Raw genomic sequence first — 18,167 nt, 5'->3', positions numbered from 1 at the left:
GCGGCCCTTCGGGTCCGGATCATGCTCTTACGCAATCGTATTGACGATGCCGCCCTCGGCCCGCAATGCCGCGCCATTGGTTGCGGACGCCTCCTTCGAGGCGACGTAGACCACCATGTTGGCGATCTCGTCGACGCTGGCAAAGCGCTGGATCAGCGAGCTCGGACGATGCTGCTTGACGAAATTGGCGGCCGCCTCGTCGACCGATTGACCGTTCTGCTTGGCGAGATCCTTCACAAAAGTCTCGACGCCCTCGGACATGGTCGGACCCGGAAGCACCGAGTTCACGGTCACGCCGCTCCCCCGGGTCAGCTGCGCCAGCCCGCGCGCGACCGAGAGCTGGGCCGTCTTGCTCATACCGTAGTGGATCATCTCGACGGGAATGTTGAGCCCGGACTCCGACGAGATGAAGACGATGCGGCCCCAGTTGCGCTTGAGCATGCCCTTCATGTACACGCGCGACAGCCGCACGCCGCTCATGACGTTGACCTCGAAGAAGCGGCTCCAGTCCTCGTCCGGAATCTCGAAAAAGTCCTTCGGCTCGAAGATGCCGGCATTGTTGATAAGGATGTCGACCTCGGGCAGCGCCGCAACGAGGGCCTTGCAGCCGGCAGCGGTCGAGACGTCTGCGGCGATGCCGCGCACTTTGGCCCCCGTTCCTTCCAGCTTGCGCACGGCCGCATCGACCTTGTCCTGGCCGCGCCCGTTGATCACCACGCTCGCGCCCGAGCCGGCGAGGCCCCTGGCGATGGCGTGGCCGATGCCGGCGGTCGAGCCGGTCACGAGGGCGGTCTTTCCGGAAAGGTCGATCTTCATGAGTCGTCTCCATTGATGTCAGAGCGGATATCGTGCGCTGTACAGGCACGTGCAATCGCCGCTCACCGATGCGTGAGGATCAACCGCGTGAGTTTGGGGATGGTGGGCACGGCGCGCGAACAACGCGCCTTGGCCTACCCTACGATTTCGGCGGCAACGTCCGGACGAACGCGACGATGGCATCGAGATCCTGCGGCGACATGGTGGCGTACCCAGCATAAGCCATCGGCGGCTTCAGCTTGTGGCCGTCGCGCGCGATGCCTTGCGTAATCGCACGTTTGATTTCGTCGTCGCTCCACTGCCCGAGACCAGCCACGGGATCCCCGGTGATGTTGGGCGAGACGGACTCGCCCCACGGTCCCCGAAAGGTCCGGCCGCCCTTGCCGCTGGCGCCCGCGAAATCGTGCACTGCGGATGGCCCTTCCGGCGTATGGCATTCCAGACAATGGGCGATGGTCAGGAGATAGCGGCCACGAGCGAGCTTGTCGGACAGTTCCGCCTCGGTTGCCTGCTTGCCGGCATAGGTCGGCATCTCCGGCTTCAGCGCGACCTTGTATTCCGGCGCCGGCGTCTCGTGGCGCACGGACGGCACGGAACGCAAGTAAGCCGTGAGCGCATCGAGATCGCGCCCCGTGAGCACCGTGTAGAAGACGGTCGGCATGATCGGCGCCACGGCCGATCCGTTCGGCCTGATGCCGCTGACGAGGAAATGCTTCAGCTCGGCATCGCTCCAATTGCCGATGCCGGTGTCCTTGTCGGGCGTGATGTTGGAGGCGGTGACCTTGAAGGCGGGTTCGTCAAAGGTCTGCCCGCCCGAGAGCATGCGCGTCATATCCAGGCCCTGCGGCCCGCGCGGCGTATGGCAGTTGTTGCAGACCATCACGCTGTTGATGAGATAGGCGCCGCGCTCGACCAGCGTCTCGGCGGCAGCCGGCGACAACAGCAGCGCCAGCACGATCCCAAACACAATCCTCATCAGAGCCCCCCGGCCAGAATCGCGTTTCACCACAACGATGCGCGGCATGAGATATCGCCGACGCATACAAAAAAGCGGCGCCCAGGGGCGCCGCTTTCGAAGATCTCTGTACCGGCCGGCTTACGCCGCCTCGGCTTCCTTCGCCTGCACCGGACCGGAGTCCTGGCCCTTGGCATCGACGTCGCGATCGACGAACTCGATCACGGCCATCGCCGCGTTGTCGCCGTAGCGGAAGCCCGCCTTGATGATGCGGGTGTAGCCGCCCTGGCGATCCTTGTAGCGGGGCGCCAGCACGTCAAACAGCTTCTTGACCTGGTCCTTGTCGCGCATCTCGGAGATGGCCTGGCGGCGCAGGGACAGTCCACCCTTCTTGCCGAGGGTCACGAGCTTCTCGACGATCGGACGAAGCTCCTTGGCCTTGGGCAGCGTGGTGACGATCTGCTCGTGCTTGATCAGCGCGGCGCACATGTTGGCGAACATCGCGCGGCGATGCTCGGCCGTGCGGTTGAGCTTCCGATGAACCTTGCCGTGACGCATATGTCTATTCCTTACGTATGAACTGCCGCGACGGTTCGTCGGATCAGTTGCTCAGGTGGGCTGCCTGCGTTCGCCCATAAAATTGACGGCCGGAAACTCCGGCCGTCACGGTGAAGTACGGATCAGTAGTGATCCTCGAAGCGCTTGGCGAGCTCGTCGATGTTCTCCGGCGGCCAGCCCGGCACTTCCATGCCGAGGTGCAGACCCATCTGGGCCAGCACTTCCTTGATCTCGTTCAGCGACTTGCGGCCGAAGTTCGGGGTACGGAGCATTTCCGCTTCCGACTTCTGCACGAGGTCGCCGATGTAGACGATGTTGTCGTTCTTCAAGCAGTTGGCCGAACGCACCGACAGCTCGAGCTCGTCCACCTTCTTGAGGAAGGCCGGGTTGAAGGCGAGGTCCGGGATGATCTCCTGGGCGACTTCCTTGCGCGGCTCTTCGAAGTTGACGAACACGTTGAGCTGATCCTGCAGGATGCGGGCGGCGTAAGCCACCGAGTCATCCGGCGAGATCGCGCCGTTGGTCTCGATCGTCATGGTCAGCTTGTCGTAGTCGAGGATCTGGCCCTCGCGGGTGTTCTCGACCTTGTAGGAGACCTTGCGGACCGGCGAGTACAGGCTGTCGACCGGGATCAGGCCGATCGGTGCGTCCTCGGGACGGTTGCGCTCGGCGGGCACGTAGCCCTTGCCGGTGGAGACCGTGAACTCCATGCGGATCTCGGCGCCCTCGTCGAGGGTGCAGATCTGGAGGTCCGGGTTGAGCACGGTGACGTCGCCAACCGTCTGGATGTCGCCGGCGGTGACAGTGCCCGGGCCCTGCTTCTTCACGACCATGCGCTTGGGGCCTTCGCCCTGCATCTTGATCGCGATGTCCTTGATGTTCAGCACGATGTCGGTGACGTCCTCACGGACGCCAGCGATCGAGGAGAACTCGTGCAGCACGCCGTCGATGTGCACCGACTGCACCGCCGCGCCCTGAAGCGAGGAGAGCAGGATGCGACGCAGCGCGTTGCCGAGCGTCTGGCCGAAACCGCGCTCGAGCGGCTCGGCGACGATGGTCGCGAAACGCGAGGGGTCGCTGCCGGGCTGCACCTGGAGCTTGTTCGGCCGAATCAGTTCTTGCCAATTTTTCTGGATCGTCACTGTTTCACCCATACAGGCCAGTCGATTTGAAAATTCAAATACTGGCGTTGGAGAAAGGCCGCAGATCAAACCCGCGGCTTCTTAAAAAAAGCATCGCGGGCGACGATGCGCCCGCAACTTCGTGTCAGACGCGCCGACGCTTGCGCGGACGGCAGCCGTTGTGCGGGATCGTGGTCACGTCGCGGATCGAGGTGACGGTGAAGCCCGCGGCCTGCAGCGCGCGGAGCGCCGACTCACGGCCCGAACCGGGACCGGCGACTTCGACTTCGAGCGTGCGCATGCCGTGTTCCTGCGCCTTCTTGGACACGTCTTCGGCGGCGACCTGCGCGGCATACGGGGTCGACTTGCGCGAGCCCTTGAAGCCCATCGTGCCGGCGGAGGACCAGGCAATCGTGTTGCCCTGCGCGTCGGTGATGGTGATGGTCGTGTTGTTGAACGACGAGTTCACGTGCGCGACGCCGGAGGCGATGTTCTTGCGCTCACGACGACGAACGCGGGTGGCTTCCTTGCCCATAGACTACCTTTCCTGGAGATCTCAAACGCCGCCGTAATGCCAGCGGCTACACCTGATGGAACGAAAGGCGCGTGGCGAACGGGTTTCCCCTGTCGCCACACGCCGCGATTGGATTCGAAAACTTACTTCTTCTTGCCGGCGATGGCCTTGGCCGGGCCCTTGCGCGTACGCGCATTGGTGTGGGTCCGCTGACCGCGCACCGGCAGACCGCGACGATGACGCAGGCCGCGATAGCAGCCGAGGTCCATCAGACGCTTGATGTTGATACCGACCTCACGACGCAGATCGCCCTCGACGAGATAGTCGCGGTCGATCACTTCGCGGATCTGGAGCACTTCAGCATCGCTGAGCTGATTGACGCGACGATCCTCGGGGATCTTCACCTTTTCGAGGATCTCACCAGCGATCTTCTGGCCGATGCCATGGATGTACTGGAGCGCGATCAGCACGCGCTTGTTGGTCGGAATGTTCACGCCGGCAATACGGGCCACGGCCTTCTCTCCTGTTGCCGATCCCTCGTCAGGAACCGGGCTTTAAGTGCTTATGTTTCTCGGGCAGGTGTTCACAAACGCGAACACGACGCCCACCCCTGGTCTTCCTGGGGCCCGGCATCGTTTGAAACTATCCGACTTGGATGCGGGGCTTATTAAGGGATTCAGGGGGCTTTCGTCAACCGCCGCTAGCGCTTGGCTCGCTTTTTCGTGACCTTTTTTGGACCCTTCTTCGAACCTTTTTTGACGGCCTTTTTGGCGGCCTTTTTGACCGTTTTCTTGACGGTCTTCTTGGCTGCCTTTTTGGCGCCCTTCACGGCCTTTTTGGCGGATTTGGCCGATTTGGCAGCCTTTTTGGCCGCTTTCGCCGGCTTTTTGGCCGTTTTCTTCGCGGCCTTGGCCTTCGCCTTAGCCTTCTTGGCCCCCGTCTTGGCCGGTGCCGCCTTGGCCGCGCTGCGGGCATGGGTCTTCGGCTCGACCGCGCCGAGCGCCAGGAGCTGGCGGTGGATGGCGCGGGTGACCTCGTCGATGGCCATCATGCCGTCGATGGTCGAGAGCTTCCGACGCTCGGAGTAGTAGTGAATCAGCGGTTCCGTCTGGCTGCGGTAGCTGGCGAGCCGCTTGGTCAGGACCTCGGGCGTGTCGTCGACCCGGACCTCCTCCCCGCGCTCCCGCATCTGGGCGACACGGGTCTCGACGCGACTCAGCAGCGCGCTCTCGTTGACGCGGAGCTCGATCACGGCGTCGAGCTTGAGATGCTTGTGCCGGAGCAGATCGTCCAGCGCTTCGGCCTGCGGCACGGTGCGCGGGAAACCGTCGAGGATGAAACCGTTCTTCGCGTCCGGCTGGTCGATGCGATCGGAGATGATCCCCACCACGACCTCGTCGGGCACGAGCCCGCCGCCGGCCATGATCTCCTTGGCTTTCAGCCCGACCGGCGTTCCGGCCGCGACGGCTGCACGCAACATCTCACCGGTCGAGAGCTGGACGATGCCATAGCGCTGCACCAGCAGCTGCGCCTGGGTCCCCTTGCCCGATCCTGGCGGTCCCAGAAGTATAATTCTCATTGGCGTACGCCCCCCGGATTGGTGAGCGATACGTCGCGCACCTGTGTTTGAAAGTTCAGTAACAGTGCAAATCATAATCGGCGCCGCACCGCTACCCATATCATAGGGGAGCAAATGCCCGGACGCCAAGAAGGCCTTTGAAATCAGTGATTGCGCTGCAGTGAGAGCAGCTCTGCCGCCGCGGCCGAATGACCAGCTGATCGTCTCGGCGCGCGCCGCGCGTCACTCGCGCGGCGAATCGGCGGCACGGGCGCGCCGCCGGAAGAGGACGCCGCGTCTTAGCGGCGGCGGCCCCGGAGCTTCGACTTGCGGATCAGGCCTTCATACTGATGGGCCAGCAGATAGCCCTGCACCTGCGCAACCGTATCCATCGTGACGCTGACGACGATCAGCAGCGAGGTGCCGCCGAAATAGAACGGCACCGAGGCGTAGGAGATCAGGATTTCAGGGATCAAGCAGACGATCGCCAGATAGATCGCGCCGAGCACGGTGATGCGCGACAGCACGTAGTCGATATATTCCGCCGTGCGCTCGCCCGGACGGATCCCCGGGATGAAGCCGCCATGCTTCTTCAGGTTGTCCGCGGTCTCGGTCGGGTTGAACACGATCGCGGTGTAGAAGAACGCGAAGAACACGATCAACGCGAGATAGAGGATCAGGAACAGCGGACGGCCGTGGCCGAGCTGCGTCGTGATCCACTGGAACCATTCCGGCCCACTGCCCGCGTTGAAGTTGGCAACCGTGGTCGGCAGCAACAGCAGCGAGGACGCGAAGATCGGCGGAATCACGCCGGAGGTGTTGAGCTTGAGCGGCAGATGCGAGGACTGGCCCTCGAACATCTTGTTGCCGACCTGGCGCTTCGGATACTGGATCAGCAGCCGGCGCTGGGCGCGCTCCATGAACACGATGAAGGCGATCACGGCGACCGCCATCACGATCACGACCAGGATCAGGCCGGTCGACATCGCACCCTGACGGCCGAGCTCGAGCATGTTGGCGAGCGCCGCCGGCAGCTCGGCGACGATGCCGGAGAGAATGATCAGCGAGATACCGTTGCCGATGCCGCGCGAGGTGATCTGCTCGCCCAGCCACATCAGGAACATGGTGCCGCCGGTCAGCGTGATCGCGGTGGAGAGACGGAAGAACATGCCGGGGTCGCTGACGACATTGCCGGCGCCTTCGAGGCCGACCGCGATGCCGTAGGACTGGAACGCGGCCAGAATCACCGTGAGGTAACGGGTGTACTGGTTCAGCGTCTTGCGGCCCGCCTCACCTTCTTTCTTCAGCGCCTCGAGCTGCGGCGAGACGGTGGTCAGAAGCTGGATGATGATCGAGGCCGAGATGTACGGCATGATGTTCAGCGCAAAGATCGCCATGCGGTGGATACCACCGCCGGCGAACATGTTGAACATGCCGAGGATGCCGCCCGCCTGCGACTTGAACACCTGCTCCCAGATGTTGGGATCGATTCCGGGCAGCGGGATGTAGGTCCCGAGCCGATAAACGAGTAGCGCACCCAGGGTGAACCAGATGCGCTTCTTCAGTTCGTCGGCCTTGGCAAACGCGCCGAAATTGAGGTTGGCTGCCAGTTGTTCCGCTGCTGAGGCCATATTGGACTTTCTCCCGCCGCCTTTTGCGCCGTCATACCCGCGGCCGGGCTAAATTAGCGGACGCCGGACATTATCTGGGGCTTCGGCTTCGATAAGTCCATCGTCCCGCATGCGTAAAGGCCCGCGAGCCGCGGGCCAATGACGCAGTTGTTACGCCGCCTCGCCTTCTTCCTTGGCAGGGGCGAGGATCTTCACCGAACCGCCGGCCTTCTCGACCGCTTCGATCGCGGTCTTGGTGGCGCCATGCACTTCGATGTTGAGCTTGGCCTTGAGCTCGCCGCGGCCGAGTAGCCGCAGGCCGCCCTTGGCGCGGCGCAGCACGCCGGCCTTCACCAGAGCCTCGACGTTCACGACGCTGCCGGTCTCGAGCTTCTTGGCATCGACCGCGTCCTGGAGCCGGTCGAGATTGATCTCGGCGTACTCGACGCGGAAGATGTTGTTGAAGCCGCGCTTGGGCAGACGGCGATGCATCGGCATCTGGCCGCCTTCGAAACCCTTGATGCGCACGCCCGAACGCGCGGTCTGGCCCTTGCCGCCGCGGCCGGACTGCTTGCCCTTGCCCGAACCGATGCCACGGCCGACGCGCATGCGCTTCTTGCGCGAGCCGGCGTTGTCGGCGATATCGCTGAGCTTCATCGCCCTGCTCCTTTTACTTCTCGTCGACAATGCGAACGAGATGGTGAACCTTTTCGATCATGCCGCGGACGGCCGGGGTGTCCGGCAGTTCGCTGGTGCGGCCGATCTTGTTGAGCTTGAGCCCGATCAGCGTCGAACGCTGCGAGTGATGGCGGCGGATCGCGCTGCCGGTCTGCTCAAGCTTGATCGTCTTTGCGGCCTTGGCCATCGTGGTCTACTCCGAAAAGCGTTCGTTAGTCCGCAGCCGCCTCGGCATCGCCGCCGACGCGACGACCCTGAAGGGTGGACACCTTGATGTTGCGGCGCGCCGCGACCGAACGCGGGCTGTCCTGGTGCTTCAGCGCATCGAAGGTCGCGCGAACCATGTTGTACGGGTTCGACGAGCCGATCGACTTCGCCACCACGTCCTGGACGCCGAGCGTCTCGAACACGGCGCGCATCGGACCGCCGGCGATGATGCCGGTACCGGCCGGGGCGGCACGCAGGTAGACACGGCCCGCGCCATGACGGCCGGCGATGTCGTGATGCAGCGTACGGCCCTCGCGCAGCGACACGCGGGTCAGGTTGCGCTTGGCGGACTCGGTGGCCTTGCGGATCGCCTCAGGTACTTCGCGCGCCTTGCCGTGACCGAAGCCGGCGCGGCCCTTCTGATCGCCGATCACGACCAGCGCTGCGAAACCGAAGCGCTTACCGCCCTTGACGACCTTCGCCACGCGATTGATGTGGACGAGCTTGTCGACGAACTCGCTGTCGCGCTCCTCGCGCTCCTTGCGCTCACGTCCGCCGCCGCGCTGATCGCGTCCACCACGCTGTTCGCGTTCTGCCATGGTTTTTCCAATCCTTCAGAGGCTTACGCCTCAATCCTCAAATTCTGTTAGAAGCTCAGCCCGCTCTCACGCGCTGCGTCGGCAAGAGCCTTGACGCGCCCGTGGTAGAGGTAGCTGCCGCGATCGAACACGACTTCCTTGACGCCCTTCTCGGCGGCGCGCTCGGCCAGCAGCTTGCCGACCGCCTTCGCCGCATCGATGTCGGCGCCGGTCTTGCCGCCGTCGCGCATCGACTTCTCGAGCGACGAGGCAGAGGCCAGCGTCTCGCCCTTCAGGTCGTCGATGACCTGGGCGTAGATGTGCTTGGACGAGCGGAACACCGACAGACGCGGACGACCACCACCGGAGCGGCGCAGCTTCAGCCGCACACTCCGCTTGCGCCGGGCATTGGTAACCTTGGCTTTGGACATGACCGGCTCCGTTACTTCTTCTTGCCTTCCTTGCGGAAGATGAATTCGCCAACATACTTCACGCCCTTGCCCTTGTAGGGCTCCGGCGGGCGATAAGAGCGGATCTCAGCGGCGACCTGGCCGACGCGCTGGATGTCGCTGCCCGTCACCGTGATCTCGGTCGGCTTCGGCACGGTGATCGTGATCCCTTCCGGGATCGCATAGACCACATCGTGGCTGTAACCGAGCGCGAGCTGCAGGTTCTTGCCCTGCATCGCGGCGCGGTAACCGACGCCGGTGATTTCGAGCTTCTTCTCGAAGCCCTTGGTGACGCCTTCGACCAGATTCGCGACCTGGGCGCGAGCCGTACCGTACAGCGCGCGCGCGCGGTTGGTCTCAGCCCGCGGCTTGACCTTGACCTGGCCGTTCTCGAGCTTCACCTCGACGTCGTCATGAACGACGAACTGAAGCTGGCCCTTCGGCCCCTTCATCTTGACGGTCTGCCCGTCGACGGTCGCGGTCACACCCGACGGCACCGCAACCGGCCTTTTGCCAACACGTGACATGGATCAAAAATCCTTCTCAGAACACCGTGAAGAGGACTTCACCGCCCACGTTCGCTTCACGCGCACTGTGGTCGGCCATGATCCCCTTCGGCGTCGACAACACCGAAATACCGAGTCCGTTATTGACCCGCGGCAGAGCCTTCACCGAGGCGTAGACACGACGCCCGGGCTTGGAGACTCGTTCGATCTCGCGGATGACGGGCTCGCCGTCGAAATACTTCAGCTCGATCTCGATCTCGCTGCGGCCCGAGGCGTGCTCGACCGTGGCGAAGCCGCGGATGTAGCCTTCGCTCTTCAGCACTTCGAGCACGTTCTCGCGCATCTTCGAGCCGGGCGTGGAGACCTTGCTCTTGGAACGCAGCTGCGCATTGCGGATGCGGGTGATCAGATCGCTGATTGGATCGTGCGTAGACATCTAAACGACCCTCCTTACCAGCTCGACTTCACGAGGCCCGGGACCATGCCCTTGGAGCCAAGGTCGCGGAGCGCGATACGGGACAGCTTGTTCTTGCGATAGTTCGAGCGCGGGCGGCCCGACAGCTCGCAACGCAGACGGATGCGGGTGGCCGACGAATTGCGCGGCATTTCCGCCAGCTTCAGGGTCGCGGCGAACCGCTCTTCCATCGGCAGCGTCTTGTCGGCGATGATCGCCTTCAACCGCTCGCGCTTCGGGGCGGCGTTCTTCACCATCCGCTTGCGCCGGTTGTTCTTCTCGACTGAACTCTTCTTTGCCATGCTTGGCTCCTGGGTATCCGCGTTTGAGAGGCTTTAGGTCAGCGTCTCACTGCCGGAACGGGAAATTGAAAGCGGTCAACAAGGCCCTCGCCTCTTCGTCGGTCTTGGCCGTGGTGCAGACGGTGATGTCCATACCGCGGGCTTCCGTGACCTTGTCGAAGTCGATCTCGGGGAAAATGATGTGCTCCTTGATGCCGAGCGAGTAGTTGCCGCGGCCGTCAAAGCTCTTCGGGTTCAGGCCGCGGAAGTCGCGGACGCGCGGCAGCGCGACCGTCACCAGGCGATCGATGAACTCGTACATGCGGGCCTTGCGCAGCGTGACCTTGCAGCCGATCGGCTGATTTTCACGCAGCTTGAAGGTCGCGATCGCGATACGCGAGTAGGTCACGATCGCCTTCTGGCCGGCGATCTGGGTCAGTTCGGCAGCGGCGGTCTCGGCCTTCTTGCGGTCGTTGACGGAATCGCCAACGCCCATGTTCAGCACGACCTTGTCCAGGCGCGGAACCTGCATCACGTTCTCATAACCGAACTTCTCGGTCATGGCAGTGCGGATCTTCGCGTCGTATTCCGCGCGCAGGCGCGGGGTGTAAGCGGCCTCAGCCATCGATCTCAGCTCCCGAGCTCTTGGCGATGCGGACCTTCTTGCCGTCCGCCAGAATCTTGAATCCGACGCGGGTCGGCTTTCCGTCCTTGCCGACATACGCGATGTTGGACAGTTGGATCGGCGCCTCTTTCGAGATGATGCCGCCCTCCTGGGCCTGCGTCTGCTTCTGGTGACGCTTGACCATGTTGATGCCGCGCACGAGGGCCGTACCGGCCTCGGGGCGCACCTCGAACACTTCGCCGCTGCGACCCTTGTCGCGGCCGGTCAGCACGACGACCTTGTCGCCCTTGCGGATCTTCGCAGCCATCACAGCACCTCCGGCGCGAGCGAAATGATCTTCATGTGGTTCTTGGCGCGCAGCTCGCGCGGCACGGGCCCGAAGATACGGGTGCCGACCGGCTCGGACTGATTGTTGATCAGAACGGCGGCGTTGCGGTCGAAGCGGATGACCGAACCGTCAGCGCGGCGGATGTCCTTGCGGACACGCACCACGACGGCCTTCATCACGTCGCCCTTCTTCACCTTGCCACGCGGAATGGCTTCCTTGATCGAGACGACAATGATGTCGCCGATCGTGGCGTAGCGGCGCTTGGAGCCTCCGAGCACCTTGATACACATGACACGGCGTGCGCCAGAATTATCGGCCACGTCGAGGTTGGTCTGCATCTGAATCATTGATGCACCTCGTCCTCTTTCTCTTTGCGCCAGCCTAGCCGGCGCTCAACATTTCCCTGAAGTCAGTCGGCCAAGGCCAACAGATCAGGCGCTTTTCTTGTGTTCGCCCCGGATCACGATCCAGCACTTCAACTTCGAAATCGGCTTCGTCTCTTCGATCCAAACCATGTCGCCCGGCTTGAACTCGTTGTTCTCGTCGTGCGCATGGTAGTTCTTCGAACGGCGGATCGTCTTCTTGTAGATCGGATGCGTGAAGCGGCGATCGACGCGCACCACGACGGTCTTGGCAGTCTTGTCGCTGACGACCACGCCTTGCAAAGTACGTTTCGGCATATCCGTTAGCCCCTTACTTCTTCTTCGCACGCGCTTGCGCGGCGACGGTCTTGATCCGGGCGATGTCACGACGGGCCTCGCGCAGGCGCGAGGTGTTCTCGAGCTGCCCGGTGGCACGCTGGAAGCGCAGGTTGAAGCGCTCCTTCTTCAGGTTCAGGACGGCGTCGTCCTGCTGGTCGGGGCTCATCGCGCGGATGTCTTCGATCTTCATCTGGGCCATGACCATTACTCCGCAATGCGCTCGACGAAGCGCGTCTTGATCGGCAGCTTGGCGGCCGCGAGCGTCAGCGCTTCGCGCGCCGTCTGGGTGTTGACGCCGTCGATCTCGAACAGCACCCGGCCCGGCTTGACGCGGGCGACCCACAGTTCCGGCGAACCCTTGCCGGAGCCCATGCGGACTTCGGCCGGCTTCTTCGACACCGGAACGTCGGGGAACACGCGGATCCAGACGCGGCCGGCGCGCTTCATGTGGCGGGTCAGCGCGCGGCGGGCAGCCTCGATCTGACGCGCAGTGACGCGCTCAGGCTCGGTTGCCTTCAGGCCGAACTGGCCGAATGCCAACGTCGCGCCCGAAGTCGCAACGCCGTGAATCCGGCCCTTATGCGCCTTCCGGAACTTCGTTTTCTTAGGTTGCATCATGGCTTTAAGCCCTCAAATTCTCAGGTCGATCAGGCTGCAGCCGTGTCGCGGCGCCCACGGCCACCACGATCGCTGCTACCACCCGTCTCGCCTTCGGCCATTCTCTTGTCCTGGGCCATCGGATCGTGCTCGAGGATCTCACCCTTGAAGATCCAGACCTTGACGCCGCAGGTGCCGAAGGTCGTGAACGCGGTCGCAACGCCATAGTCGATGTCGGCGCGCAGCGTGTGCAGCGGCACGCGACCTTCGCGATACCACTCCATGCGCGCGATTTCCGCACCGCCCAGACGACCCGAGCAGTTGATGCGGATGCCTTCCGCGCCGAGACGCATCGCCGACTGAACGGCGCGCTTCATGGCGCGGCGGAACGCCACGCGGCGCTCGAGCTGCTGCGCGATCGACTCGGCCACCAGCGTCGCATCGAGCTCCGGCTTGCGGATTTCGACGATGTTGATGACGACGTCGGACGAGGTGATGTCCGCGACCTTCTTGCGAAGCTTATCGATGTCGGCGCCCTTCTTGCCGATCACCACGCCCGGACGAGCCGAGTGGATGGTGACGCGGCACTTCTTGTGCGGACGCTCGATCACGATGCGGGCGACGGCCGCCTGCTTGAGCTCCTTGTGCAGGATCTCGCGGATCTTGACGTCCTCGTGCAGCAGCTTGCCGTATTCCTGCTTGCCGGCGAACCAGCGGGAATCCCAGGTCCGGTTGATGCCGAGACGCAGACCGATCGGATTGATCTTTTGACCCATCGTTTTCTCCTGCGACCCTTAAGCCGCTGCTGCTTCGGCTTCGACCTGACGAACAATGATCGTCAGCTGCGAAAATGGTTTGTAGACACGGCCCGAGCGGCCACGGCCGCGGGCGGCAAAGCGCTTCATCACGAGGCCGTTGCCGACGAAGGCCTGCGCCACGACGAGATCGTCAACGTCGAGGTCGTGGTTGTTCTCGGCATTGGCGATAGCCGATTCCAGGCACTTCTTCACGTCAACCGCGATCCGCTTGCGCGAAAACTGCAGGTCGGCGAGCGCAGCGGAAGCCTTCCGGCCGCGAATGAGCTGGGCGACCAGGTTGAGCTTCTGCGGGCTCACCCGCAGCATCCGGGCGACCGCCTTGGCCTCGTTCTCGGCGAGGCTCCGTTCGCGCTTAGGTTTGCTCATCGTTTAATCCTCAAGCCTTCTTGGCTTTCTTGTCGCCGGAGTGGCCATGGAAGGTCCGGGTCGGCGAGAACTCGCCGAACTTGTGACCGACCATTTCCTCGTTGACGGCCACCGGCACGTGCTTCTGACCGTTGTAGACGCCGAAGGTCAGGCCGACGAACTGCGGCAGGATCGTCGAGCGACGGCTCCAGATCTTGATGACGTCGTGACGGCCGGACGCGCGCGCGGCATCTGCCTTCTTGAGCAGAGAACCCTCGACGAACGGGCCTTTCCAGACTGAACGAACCATGTCCGTCGTTCCTTACTTCTTCCGCTTGTGGCGGCTTAGGAGAATGAATTTGTTGGTCGACTTGTTGCTGCGGGTCTTCTTGCCCTTGGTCGGCTTGCCCCACGGAGTAACCGGGTGACGACCGCCCGAGGTACGACCTTCACCACCGCCGTGCGGATGGTCGATCGGGTTCATCGAAACGCCGCGGTTATGCGGCTTGCGGCCCAGCCAGCGGTTGCGGCCGGCCTTGCCGATCGAGGTGTTCATGTGGTCCGGGTTCGACACCGCACCGATCGTGCCGCGGCAACGGCCGTGCACCAGGCGCTGCTCACCCGAGTTCAGGCGGATGATGACGTAGTCCTGGTCGCGGCCGACCAGCTGCGCGTAGGTGCCGGCGGAACGGGCGAGCTGGCCGCCCTTCCCGATCTTGACCTCGATGTTGTGGATGATCGTGCCGACCGGCATGTTGCCGAGCGGCATGACGTTGCCCGGCTTCACGTCGACGTAGTTGCCGGCAATCACGGAATCGCCGACCGCAAGGCGCTGCGGCGCCAGGATATAGGCCTGGGTGCCGTCTTCGTACTTGACCAGCGCGATGAACGCGGTGCGGTTCGGATCGTATTCCAGCCGCTCGACGGTCGCCGGCGCATCGACCTTGTCGCGCTTGAAGTCGACGATGCGCAGGGTCTGCTTGTGACCGCCGCCACGGAAGCGCACGGTGATGCGACCGGTGTTGTTGCGACCACCCGAGGAGTGCTTGCCCTCGGTGAGCGCCTTGACCGGCTTGCCCTTGTAGAGGGCTGAACGATCGACCATGACCAGCTGGCGCTGGCCAGGTGTCGTGGGATTGAATTTCTTCAGTGCCATCGTCGTGCGACCTTACAGACCGGTGGTCACGTCGATCCGATGACCCTCTTCGAGGGTCACGATCGCGCGCTTGGTGTTCGACTGCGAGCCGAGATTGCCGCGGAAGACCTTGGTCTTGCCCTTGCGGACCAGCGTGTTGACGCTCTTGACCTTGACGTCAAACAGCTTCTCGATCGCTTCCTTGATCTGCGGCTTGGTCGCCTTCGCGGCCACCTTGAACAGAACCTTGTTGTGCTCGGACGCCAGCGTCGCCTTTTCGGTGACGACCGGTGCGACGATCACGTCGTAATGGCGAGCCTCGATGTTCTTCGTCATTTGAAGCGCGCCTCCAGCGCATCGATGGCGGCCTTGGTCAGAACGAGCTTCTGACGGCGCAGGATGTCATAGACGTTGATGCCCTGGATCGGCAGCACGTCCATGTTCGGGATGTTGCGGGCCGCAGCGGCAAAGCCGTTGTTGAGCTCGGCACCGTCGATGATCAGCGCGTTGGTCAGGCCGAGGCCCGAGAAGTGACCGAGCAGCGCCTTGGTCTTGGCGGCTTCCAGCGCGGCCTTGTCGATCACGAGCAGATCGCCGTCCTTGGCCTTGGCCGAGAGGGCGTGCTTGAGAGCGAGCGCACGGACCTTCTTCGGCAGGTCGGTGGCGTGCGAGCGCACCACCGGACCGAAGGCACGACCGCCGCCGCGGAACTGCGGCACGCGGGCCGAGCCGTGACGAGCACCGCCGGTGCCCTTCTGCTTGTACATCTTCTTGCCGGTGCGCCAGATTTCGGCGCGGCCCTTGGCCTTGTGGGTACCGGCCTGACGCTTGTTCAGCTGCCACTGCACGCAACGTGCAATGATGTCCTGGCGCGGCTCGAGGCCGAAAATGGCGTCGGAAAGCTGGACCGAGCCGGCTTCCTTACCTTCGAGCGTGGTGACCTTCAATTCCATCTCACGCACCCTCTTGCTGGGCCGCAGCCTCGGCTTCGCCGCCCGCAACCTTGAACTTGCCGGGCTTCGGAGCGTCCTTCGGCAGCGGCTTCTTGACGGCGTCGCGCACGCGGATCCAGCCGCCCTTGGAGCCGGGAACGGCGCCTTCGACGAGGATCAGGCCACGCTCGACGTCGAGCTGAACGACGCGGAGGTTGAGCGTGGTGATGCGATCGACACCCATGTGGCCGGGCATCTTCTTGTTCTTCCAGGTCTTGCCGGGGTCCTGACGACCACCGGTCGAACCGATCGAACGGTGCGAGATCGACACACCGTGCGTGGCGCGCAGACCGCCGAAGTTCCAGCGCTTCATACCGCCGGCGAAGCCCTTACCGACCGAGGTGCCGGTGACGTCGACGAACTGGCCGACGACGAAGTGGTCGGCGAGGATCTCGGCGCCCACGGGGATCATGGCGTCCGCGGAAACGCGGAACTCCTCGACCTGCCGCTTCGGCTCGACCTTGGCGACCGCGAACTGGCCGCGTTCTGCCTTGGGCATGTACACGGTCTTGCGGCTGCCAGAACCAAGCTGGAGCGCGACGTAACCGTTCTTCTCTTCAGTGCGGTGGCCTACGACCTGGCAATTGCCGAGCTTCAGCACGGTCACGGGGATATGTTCGCCGGCCTCTGTAAAGACCCGCGTCATCCCGACCTTTTGTGCGATCACTCCGGAGCGCATCGGCGTGCTTCCTGTTCTTTCTGTCCGCTAGGTGCGAACGTGATCCAAAATCTTAGAGCTTGATCTCGACGTCGACACCGGCGGCCAGGTCGAGCTTCATCAAAGCATCGACGGTCTGCGGGGTCGGATCGACGATGTCGAGCAGACGCTTGTGAGTGCGCATCTCGAACTGTTCGCGGCTCTTCTTGTCGACGTGGGGCGAACGGTTGACGGTGAACTTCTCGATGCGGGTGGGCAGCGGAATGGGTCCGCGGACCTGCGCACCGGTGCGCTTCGCCGTGTTCACGATCTCGCGGGTCGACGTATCGAGGATACGATGGTCGAACGCCTTGAGACGGATACGAATATTTTGGCCGTTCATTGCCGTGGTCTCTCTTCGTTGGGTGGCGAATAGCGAATAGCGAATGTCACCATTCGCTACTCGCCGGTCCCTATTCTCGTAATTACTCGATGATCGAAGCGACGACGCCGGCGCCGACGGTGCGGCCACCTTCGCGGATCGCGAAGCGGAGCTTCTCTTCCATCGCGATCGGCACGATCAGGTGCACTTCCATCGCGATGTTGTCGCCCGGCATCACCATCTCGGTACCTTCCGGCAGATGCACGACACCGGTCACGTCGGTGGTGCGGAAGTAGAACTGCGGACGGTAGTTGGTGAAGAACGGGGTGTGGCGACCGCCCTCTTCCTTGGTGAGGATGTAAGCCTCAGCCTTGAACTTGGTGTGCGGCTTGACCGAACCCGGCTTGCACAGCACCTGGCCGCGCTCGACGTCTTCGCGCTTGGTACCGCGGAGCAGCGCACCGATGTTGTCGCCGGCCTGGCCCTGATCGAGCAGCTTTCGGAACATTTCGACGCCGGTGACGGTGGTCTTCTGGGTCGCACGGAGACCGACGATCTCGATTTCCTCGCCGACCTTGACGATGCCGCGCTCGACACGGCCGGTCACGACGGTGCCGCGGCCCGAGATCGAGAACACGTCTTCAACCGGCATCAGGAACGGCTGGTCGATCGGACGCTCCGGCTGCGGGATGTAGCTGTCGACGTTCTTCATCAGCTCGATGATGGCGTCGTGGCCGAGCTTCTTGTCCGAATCCTCGAGAGCGGCGAGCGCCGAACCCTTGATGATCGGGATCTTGTCGCCCGGGAAGTCGTACTTGGAGAGCAGCTCGCGGACTTCGAGCTCGACGAGCTCGAGCAGTTCCGGATCGTCGACCATGTCGCACTTGTTGAGGAACACGACGAGCGCGGGAACGCCGACCTGGCGGGCGAGCAGGATGTGCTCGCGGGTCTGCGGCATCGGGCCGTCAGCAGCCGACACGACCAGGATCGCACCGTCCATCTGGGCGGCGCCGGTGATCATGTTCTTCACGTAGTCGGCGTGGCCGGGGCAGTCGACGTGGGCGTAGTGGCGGTTCGGCGTCTCGTACTCGACGTGCGCGGTCGAGATGGTGATGCCGCGCGCCTTCTCTTCCGGCGCCTTGTCGATCTGGTCGTACGCGGTGAACGTCGCACCGCCGGCTTCGGCGAGAACCTTGGTGATCGCCGCGGTCAGCGACGTCTTGCCATGGTCGACGTGACCGATGGTACCGATGTTGCAGTGCGGCTTGTTACGTTCAAACTTAGCTTTGGCCATTTGACTCTCCGTTCAATCGTCAGTTCGT

The 18,167-nt window shown here is 63.3% G+C and carries 30 protein-coding genes; all 30 read right to left on the bottom strand.

Translation table 11 applies throughout. The features are described 5' to 3' along the window. Positions 1 to 27: 27 nt before the first annotated feature. The 30 genes from QA645_RS17995 to tuf all read right to left on the bottom strand — a co-directional run bounded on the left by QA645_RS17995 (position 28) and on the right by tuf (position 18,139). The gene (locus tag QA645_RS17995; protein ID WP_283051914.1) at positions 28 to 816 is read right to left on the bottom strand and encodes an SDR family oxidoreductase; all 789 of its coding nucleotides are present in this window, start codon (positions 814 to 816) and stop codon (positions 28 to 30) included. 139 nt (positions 817 to 955) lie between these two features. After that, the gene (locus QA645_RS17990) at positions 956 to 1,792 is read right to left on the bottom strand and encodes a c-type cytochrome (protein WP_283051912.1); all 837 of its coding nucleotides are present in this window, start codon (positions 1,790 to 1,792) and stop codon (positions 956 to 958) included. Between the two features lie 120 nt (positions 1,793 to 1,912). Then, positions 1,913 to 2,329 carry a 50S ribosomal protein L17 gene (rplQ, locus tag QA645_RS17985; RefSeq protein ID WP_212324938.1) on the bottom strand — a complete coding sequence of 139 codons (417 nt, stop codon included), beginning with the start codon at positions 2,327 to 2,329 and terminating at the stop codon, positions 1,913 to 1,915. A 122-nt stretch (positions 2,330 to 2,451) separates the two neighbouring features. Continuing rightward, positions 2,452 to 3,483 carry a DNA-directed RNA polymerase subunit alpha gene (locus tag QA645_RS17980; protein WP_254132177.1) on the bottom strand — a complete coding sequence of 344 codons (1,032 nt, stop codon included), beginning with the start codon at positions 3,481 to 3,483 and terminating at the stop codon, positions 2,452 to 2,454. A gap of 112 nt (positions 3,484 to 3,595) precedes the next feature. Continuing rightward, positions 3,596 to 3,985 (bottom strand): 30S ribosomal protein S11, encoded by a 390-nt coding sequence (gene rpsK / locus QA645_RS17975; protein WP_007603045.1) that lies wholly within the window; start codon positions 3,983 to 3,985, stop codon positions 3,596 to 3,598. A 122-nt stretch (positions 3,986 to 4,107) separates the two neighbouring features. Then, positions 4,108 to 4,476: a 30S ribosomal protein S13 gene (gene rpsM / locus QA645_RS17970; protein ID WP_014494511.1), complete on the bottom strand. Its 369-nt coding sequence runs from the start codon at positions 4,474 to 4,476 to the stop codon at positions 4,108 to 4,110. 188 nt (positions 4,477 to 4,664) lie between these two features. After that, positions 4,665 to 5,543 (bottom strand): adenylate kinase, encoded by an 879-nt coding sequence (locus QA645_RS17965; RefSeq protein WP_283051906.1) that lies wholly within the window; start codon positions 5,541 to 5,543, stop codon positions 4,665 to 4,667. Between the two features lie 278 nt (positions 5,544 to 5,821). Then, a complete protein-coding gene (secY, locus tag QA645_RS17960; protein ID WP_254132179.1) occupies positions 5,822 to 7,153 on the bottom strand; it encodes a preprotein translocase subunit SecY in 1,332 nt (443 codons plus the stop codon). 150 nt (positions 7,154 to 7,303) lie between these two features. Next, positions 7,304 to 7,789, bottom strand: a complete 486-nt coding sequence (rplO, locus tag QA645_RS17955) for a 50S ribosomal protein L15 (RefSeq protein WP_283051903.1) — start codon at positions 7,787 to 7,789, stop codon at positions 7,304 to 7,306. 13 nt (positions 7,790 to 7,802) lie between these two features. Further along, entirely contained in the window at positions 7,803 to 7,997 is a 195-nt protein-coding gene (gene rpmD, locus QA645_RS17950) for a 50S ribosomal protein L30 (RefSeq protein ID WP_011088137.1), read from the bottom strand. Positions 7,998 to 8,022: 25 nt separating this feature from the next. Beyond that, a complete protein-coding gene (gene rpsE, locus QA645_RS17945; RefSeq protein ID WP_194482266.1) occupies positions 8,023 to 8,616 on the bottom strand; it encodes a 30S ribosomal protein S5 in 594 nt (197 codons plus the stop codon). A gap of 47 nt (positions 8,617 to 8,663) precedes the next feature. Beyond that, the gene (rplR, locus tag QA645_RS17940) at positions 8,664 to 9,026 is read right to left on the bottom strand and encodes a 50S ribosomal protein L18 (protein WP_007603036.1); all 363 of its coding nucleotides are present in this window, start codon (positions 9,024 to 9,026) and stop codon (positions 8,664 to 8,666) included. An 11-nt stretch (positions 9,027 to 9,037) separates the two neighbouring features. Next, positions 9,038 to 9,571 (bottom strand): 50S ribosomal protein L6, encoded by a 534-nt coding sequence (gene rplF / locus QA645_RS17935; protein ID WP_254132181.1) that lies wholly within the window; start codon positions 9,569 to 9,571, stop codon positions 9,038 to 9,040. 16 nt (positions 9,572 to 9,587) lie between these two features. Next, positions 9,588 to 9,986, bottom strand: coding sequence for a 30S ribosomal protein S8 (gene rpsH / locus QA645_RS17930; protein ID WP_254132182.1), 399 nt, complete (start codon positions 9,984 to 9,986; stop codon positions 9,588 to 9,590). 14 nt (positions 9,987 to 10,000) lie between these two features. Beyond that, entirely contained in the window at positions 10,001 to 10,306 is a 306-nt protein-coding gene (rpsN, locus tag QA645_RS17925) for a 30S ribosomal protein S14 (protein ID WP_057745473.1), read from the bottom strand. A gap of 46 nt (positions 10,307 to 10,352) precedes the next feature. Continuing rightward, positions 10,353 to 10,910 carry a 50S ribosomal protein L5 gene (gene rplE, locus QA645_RS17920; protein ID WP_011088141.1) on the bottom strand — a complete coding sequence of 186 codons (558 nt, stop codon included), beginning with the start codon at positions 10,908 to 10,910 and terminating at the stop codon, positions 10,353 to 10,355. Beyond that, a complete protein-coding gene (gene rplX, locus QA645_RS17915) occupies positions 10,903 to 11,217 on the bottom strand; it encodes a 50S ribosomal protein L24 (protein WP_212235942.1) in 315 nt (104 codons plus the stop codon). The genes rplE and rplX overlap by 8 nt, the downstream gene beginning before the upstream one ends. Continuing rightward, positions 11,217 to 11,585 carry a 50S ribosomal protein L14 gene (gene rplN, locus QA645_RS17910; protein ID WP_007603030.1) on the bottom strand — a complete coding sequence of 123 codons (369 nt, stop codon included), beginning with the start codon at positions 11,583 to 11,585 and terminating at the stop codon, positions 11,217 to 11,219. The genes rplX and rplN overlap by 1 nt, the downstream gene beginning before the upstream one ends. Before the next feature lie 84 nt (positions 11,586 to 11,669). Further along, positions 11,670 to 11,918: a 30S ribosomal protein S17 gene (rpsQ, locus tag QA645_RS17905; protein WP_057745481.1), complete on the bottom strand. Its 249-nt coding sequence runs from the start codon at positions 11,916 to 11,918 to the stop codon at positions 11,670 to 11,672. A gap of 13 nt (positions 11,919 to 11,931) precedes the next feature. Continuing rightward, positions 11,932 to 12,138 carry a 50S ribosomal protein L29 gene (rpmC, locus tag QA645_RS17900; protein ID WP_027535297.1) on the bottom strand — a complete coding sequence of 69 codons (207 nt, stop codon included), beginning with the start codon at positions 12,136 to 12,138 and terminating at the stop codon, positions 11,932 to 11,934. A gap of 5 nt (positions 12,139 to 12,143) precedes the next feature. Next, complete coding sequence (rplP, locus tag QA645_RS17895; protein WP_027535296.1) at positions 12,144 to 12,557, bottom strand: 50S ribosomal protein L16; 414 nt, start codon at positions 12,555 to 12,557, stop codon at positions 12,144 to 12,146. A gap of 29 nt (positions 12,558 to 12,586) precedes the next feature. Next, complete coding sequence (gene rpsC, locus QA645_RS17890) at positions 12,587 to 13,312, bottom strand: 30S ribosomal protein S3 (RefSeq protein WP_254132183.1); 726 nt, start codon at positions 13,310 to 13,312, stop codon at positions 12,587 to 12,589. Positions 13,313 to 13,330: 18 nt separating this feature from the next. Continuing rightward, positions 13,331 to 13,720 carry a 50S ribosomal protein L22 gene (gene rplV / locus QA645_RS17885; RefSeq protein ID WP_057745488.1) on the bottom strand — a complete coding sequence of 130 codons (390 nt, stop codon included), beginning with the start codon at positions 13,718 to 13,720 and terminating at the stop codon, positions 13,331 to 13,333. 10 nt (positions 13,721 to 13,730) lie between these two features. After that, the gene (rpsS, locus tag QA645_RS17880) at positions 13,731 to 14,009 is read right to left on the bottom strand and encodes a 30S ribosomal protein S19 (RefSeq protein ID WP_008136357.1); all 279 of its coding nucleotides are present in this window, start codon (positions 14,007 to 14,009) and stop codon (positions 13,731 to 13,733) included. Between the two features lie 12 nt (positions 14,010 to 14,021). Next, positions 14,022 to 14,855, bottom strand: coding sequence for a 50S ribosomal protein L2 (rplB, locus tag QA645_RS17875; protein ID WP_254132184.1), 834 nt, complete (start codon positions 14,853 to 14,855; stop codon positions 14,022 to 14,024). Between the two features lie 12 nt (positions 14,856 to 14,867). Beyond that, positions 14,868 to 15,170 (bottom strand): 50S ribosomal protein L23, encoded by a 303-nt coding sequence (locus tag QA645_RS17870; protein ID WP_027535292.1) that lies wholly within the window; start codon positions 15,168 to 15,170, stop codon positions 14,868 to 14,870. After that, positions 15,167 to 15,787: a 50S ribosomal protein L4 gene (gene rplD / locus QA645_RS17865; RefSeq protein WP_011088150.1), complete on the bottom strand. Its 621-nt coding sequence runs from the start codon at positions 15,785 to 15,787 to the stop codon at positions 15,167 to 15,169. The genes QA645_RS17870 and rplD overlap by 4 nt, the downstream gene beginning before the upstream one ends. Before the next feature lies 1 nt (position 15,788). After that, on the bottom strand, positions 15,789 to 16,505 hold the full coding sequence (gene rplC, locus QA645_RS17860; protein ID WP_254132185.1) for a 50S ribosomal protein L3: 717 nt from the start codon (positions 16,503 to 16,505) through the stop codon (positions 15,789 to 15,791). A 52-nt stretch (positions 16,506 to 16,557) separates the two neighbouring features. Next, on the bottom strand, positions 16,558 to 16,866 hold the full coding sequence (gene rpsJ / locus QA645_RS17855; protein WP_002712302.1) for a 30S ribosomal protein S10: 309 nt from the start codon (positions 16,864 to 16,866) through the stop codon (positions 16,558 to 16,560). A gap of 82 nt (positions 16,867 to 16,948) precedes the next feature. After that, positions 16,949 to 18,139: an elongation factor Tu gene (gene tuf, locus QA645_RS17850; protein ID WP_212301602.1), complete on the bottom strand. Its 1,191-nt coding sequence runs from the start codon at positions 18,137 to 18,139 to the stop codon at positions 16,949 to 16,951. Positions 18,140 to 18,167: the final 28 nt, after the last annotated feature.

The sequence above is a fragment of the Bradyrhizobium sp. CIAT3101 genome (genome assembly GCF_029714945.1).
Classification (GTDB): Bacteria; Pseudomonadota; Alphaproteobacteria; order Rhizobiales; family Xanthobacteraceae; genus Bradyrhizobium.
The sequence above is the reverse complement of the archived record's forward strand: the minus strand, read 5'-3'. Positions and strand labels throughout refer to the sequence as shown.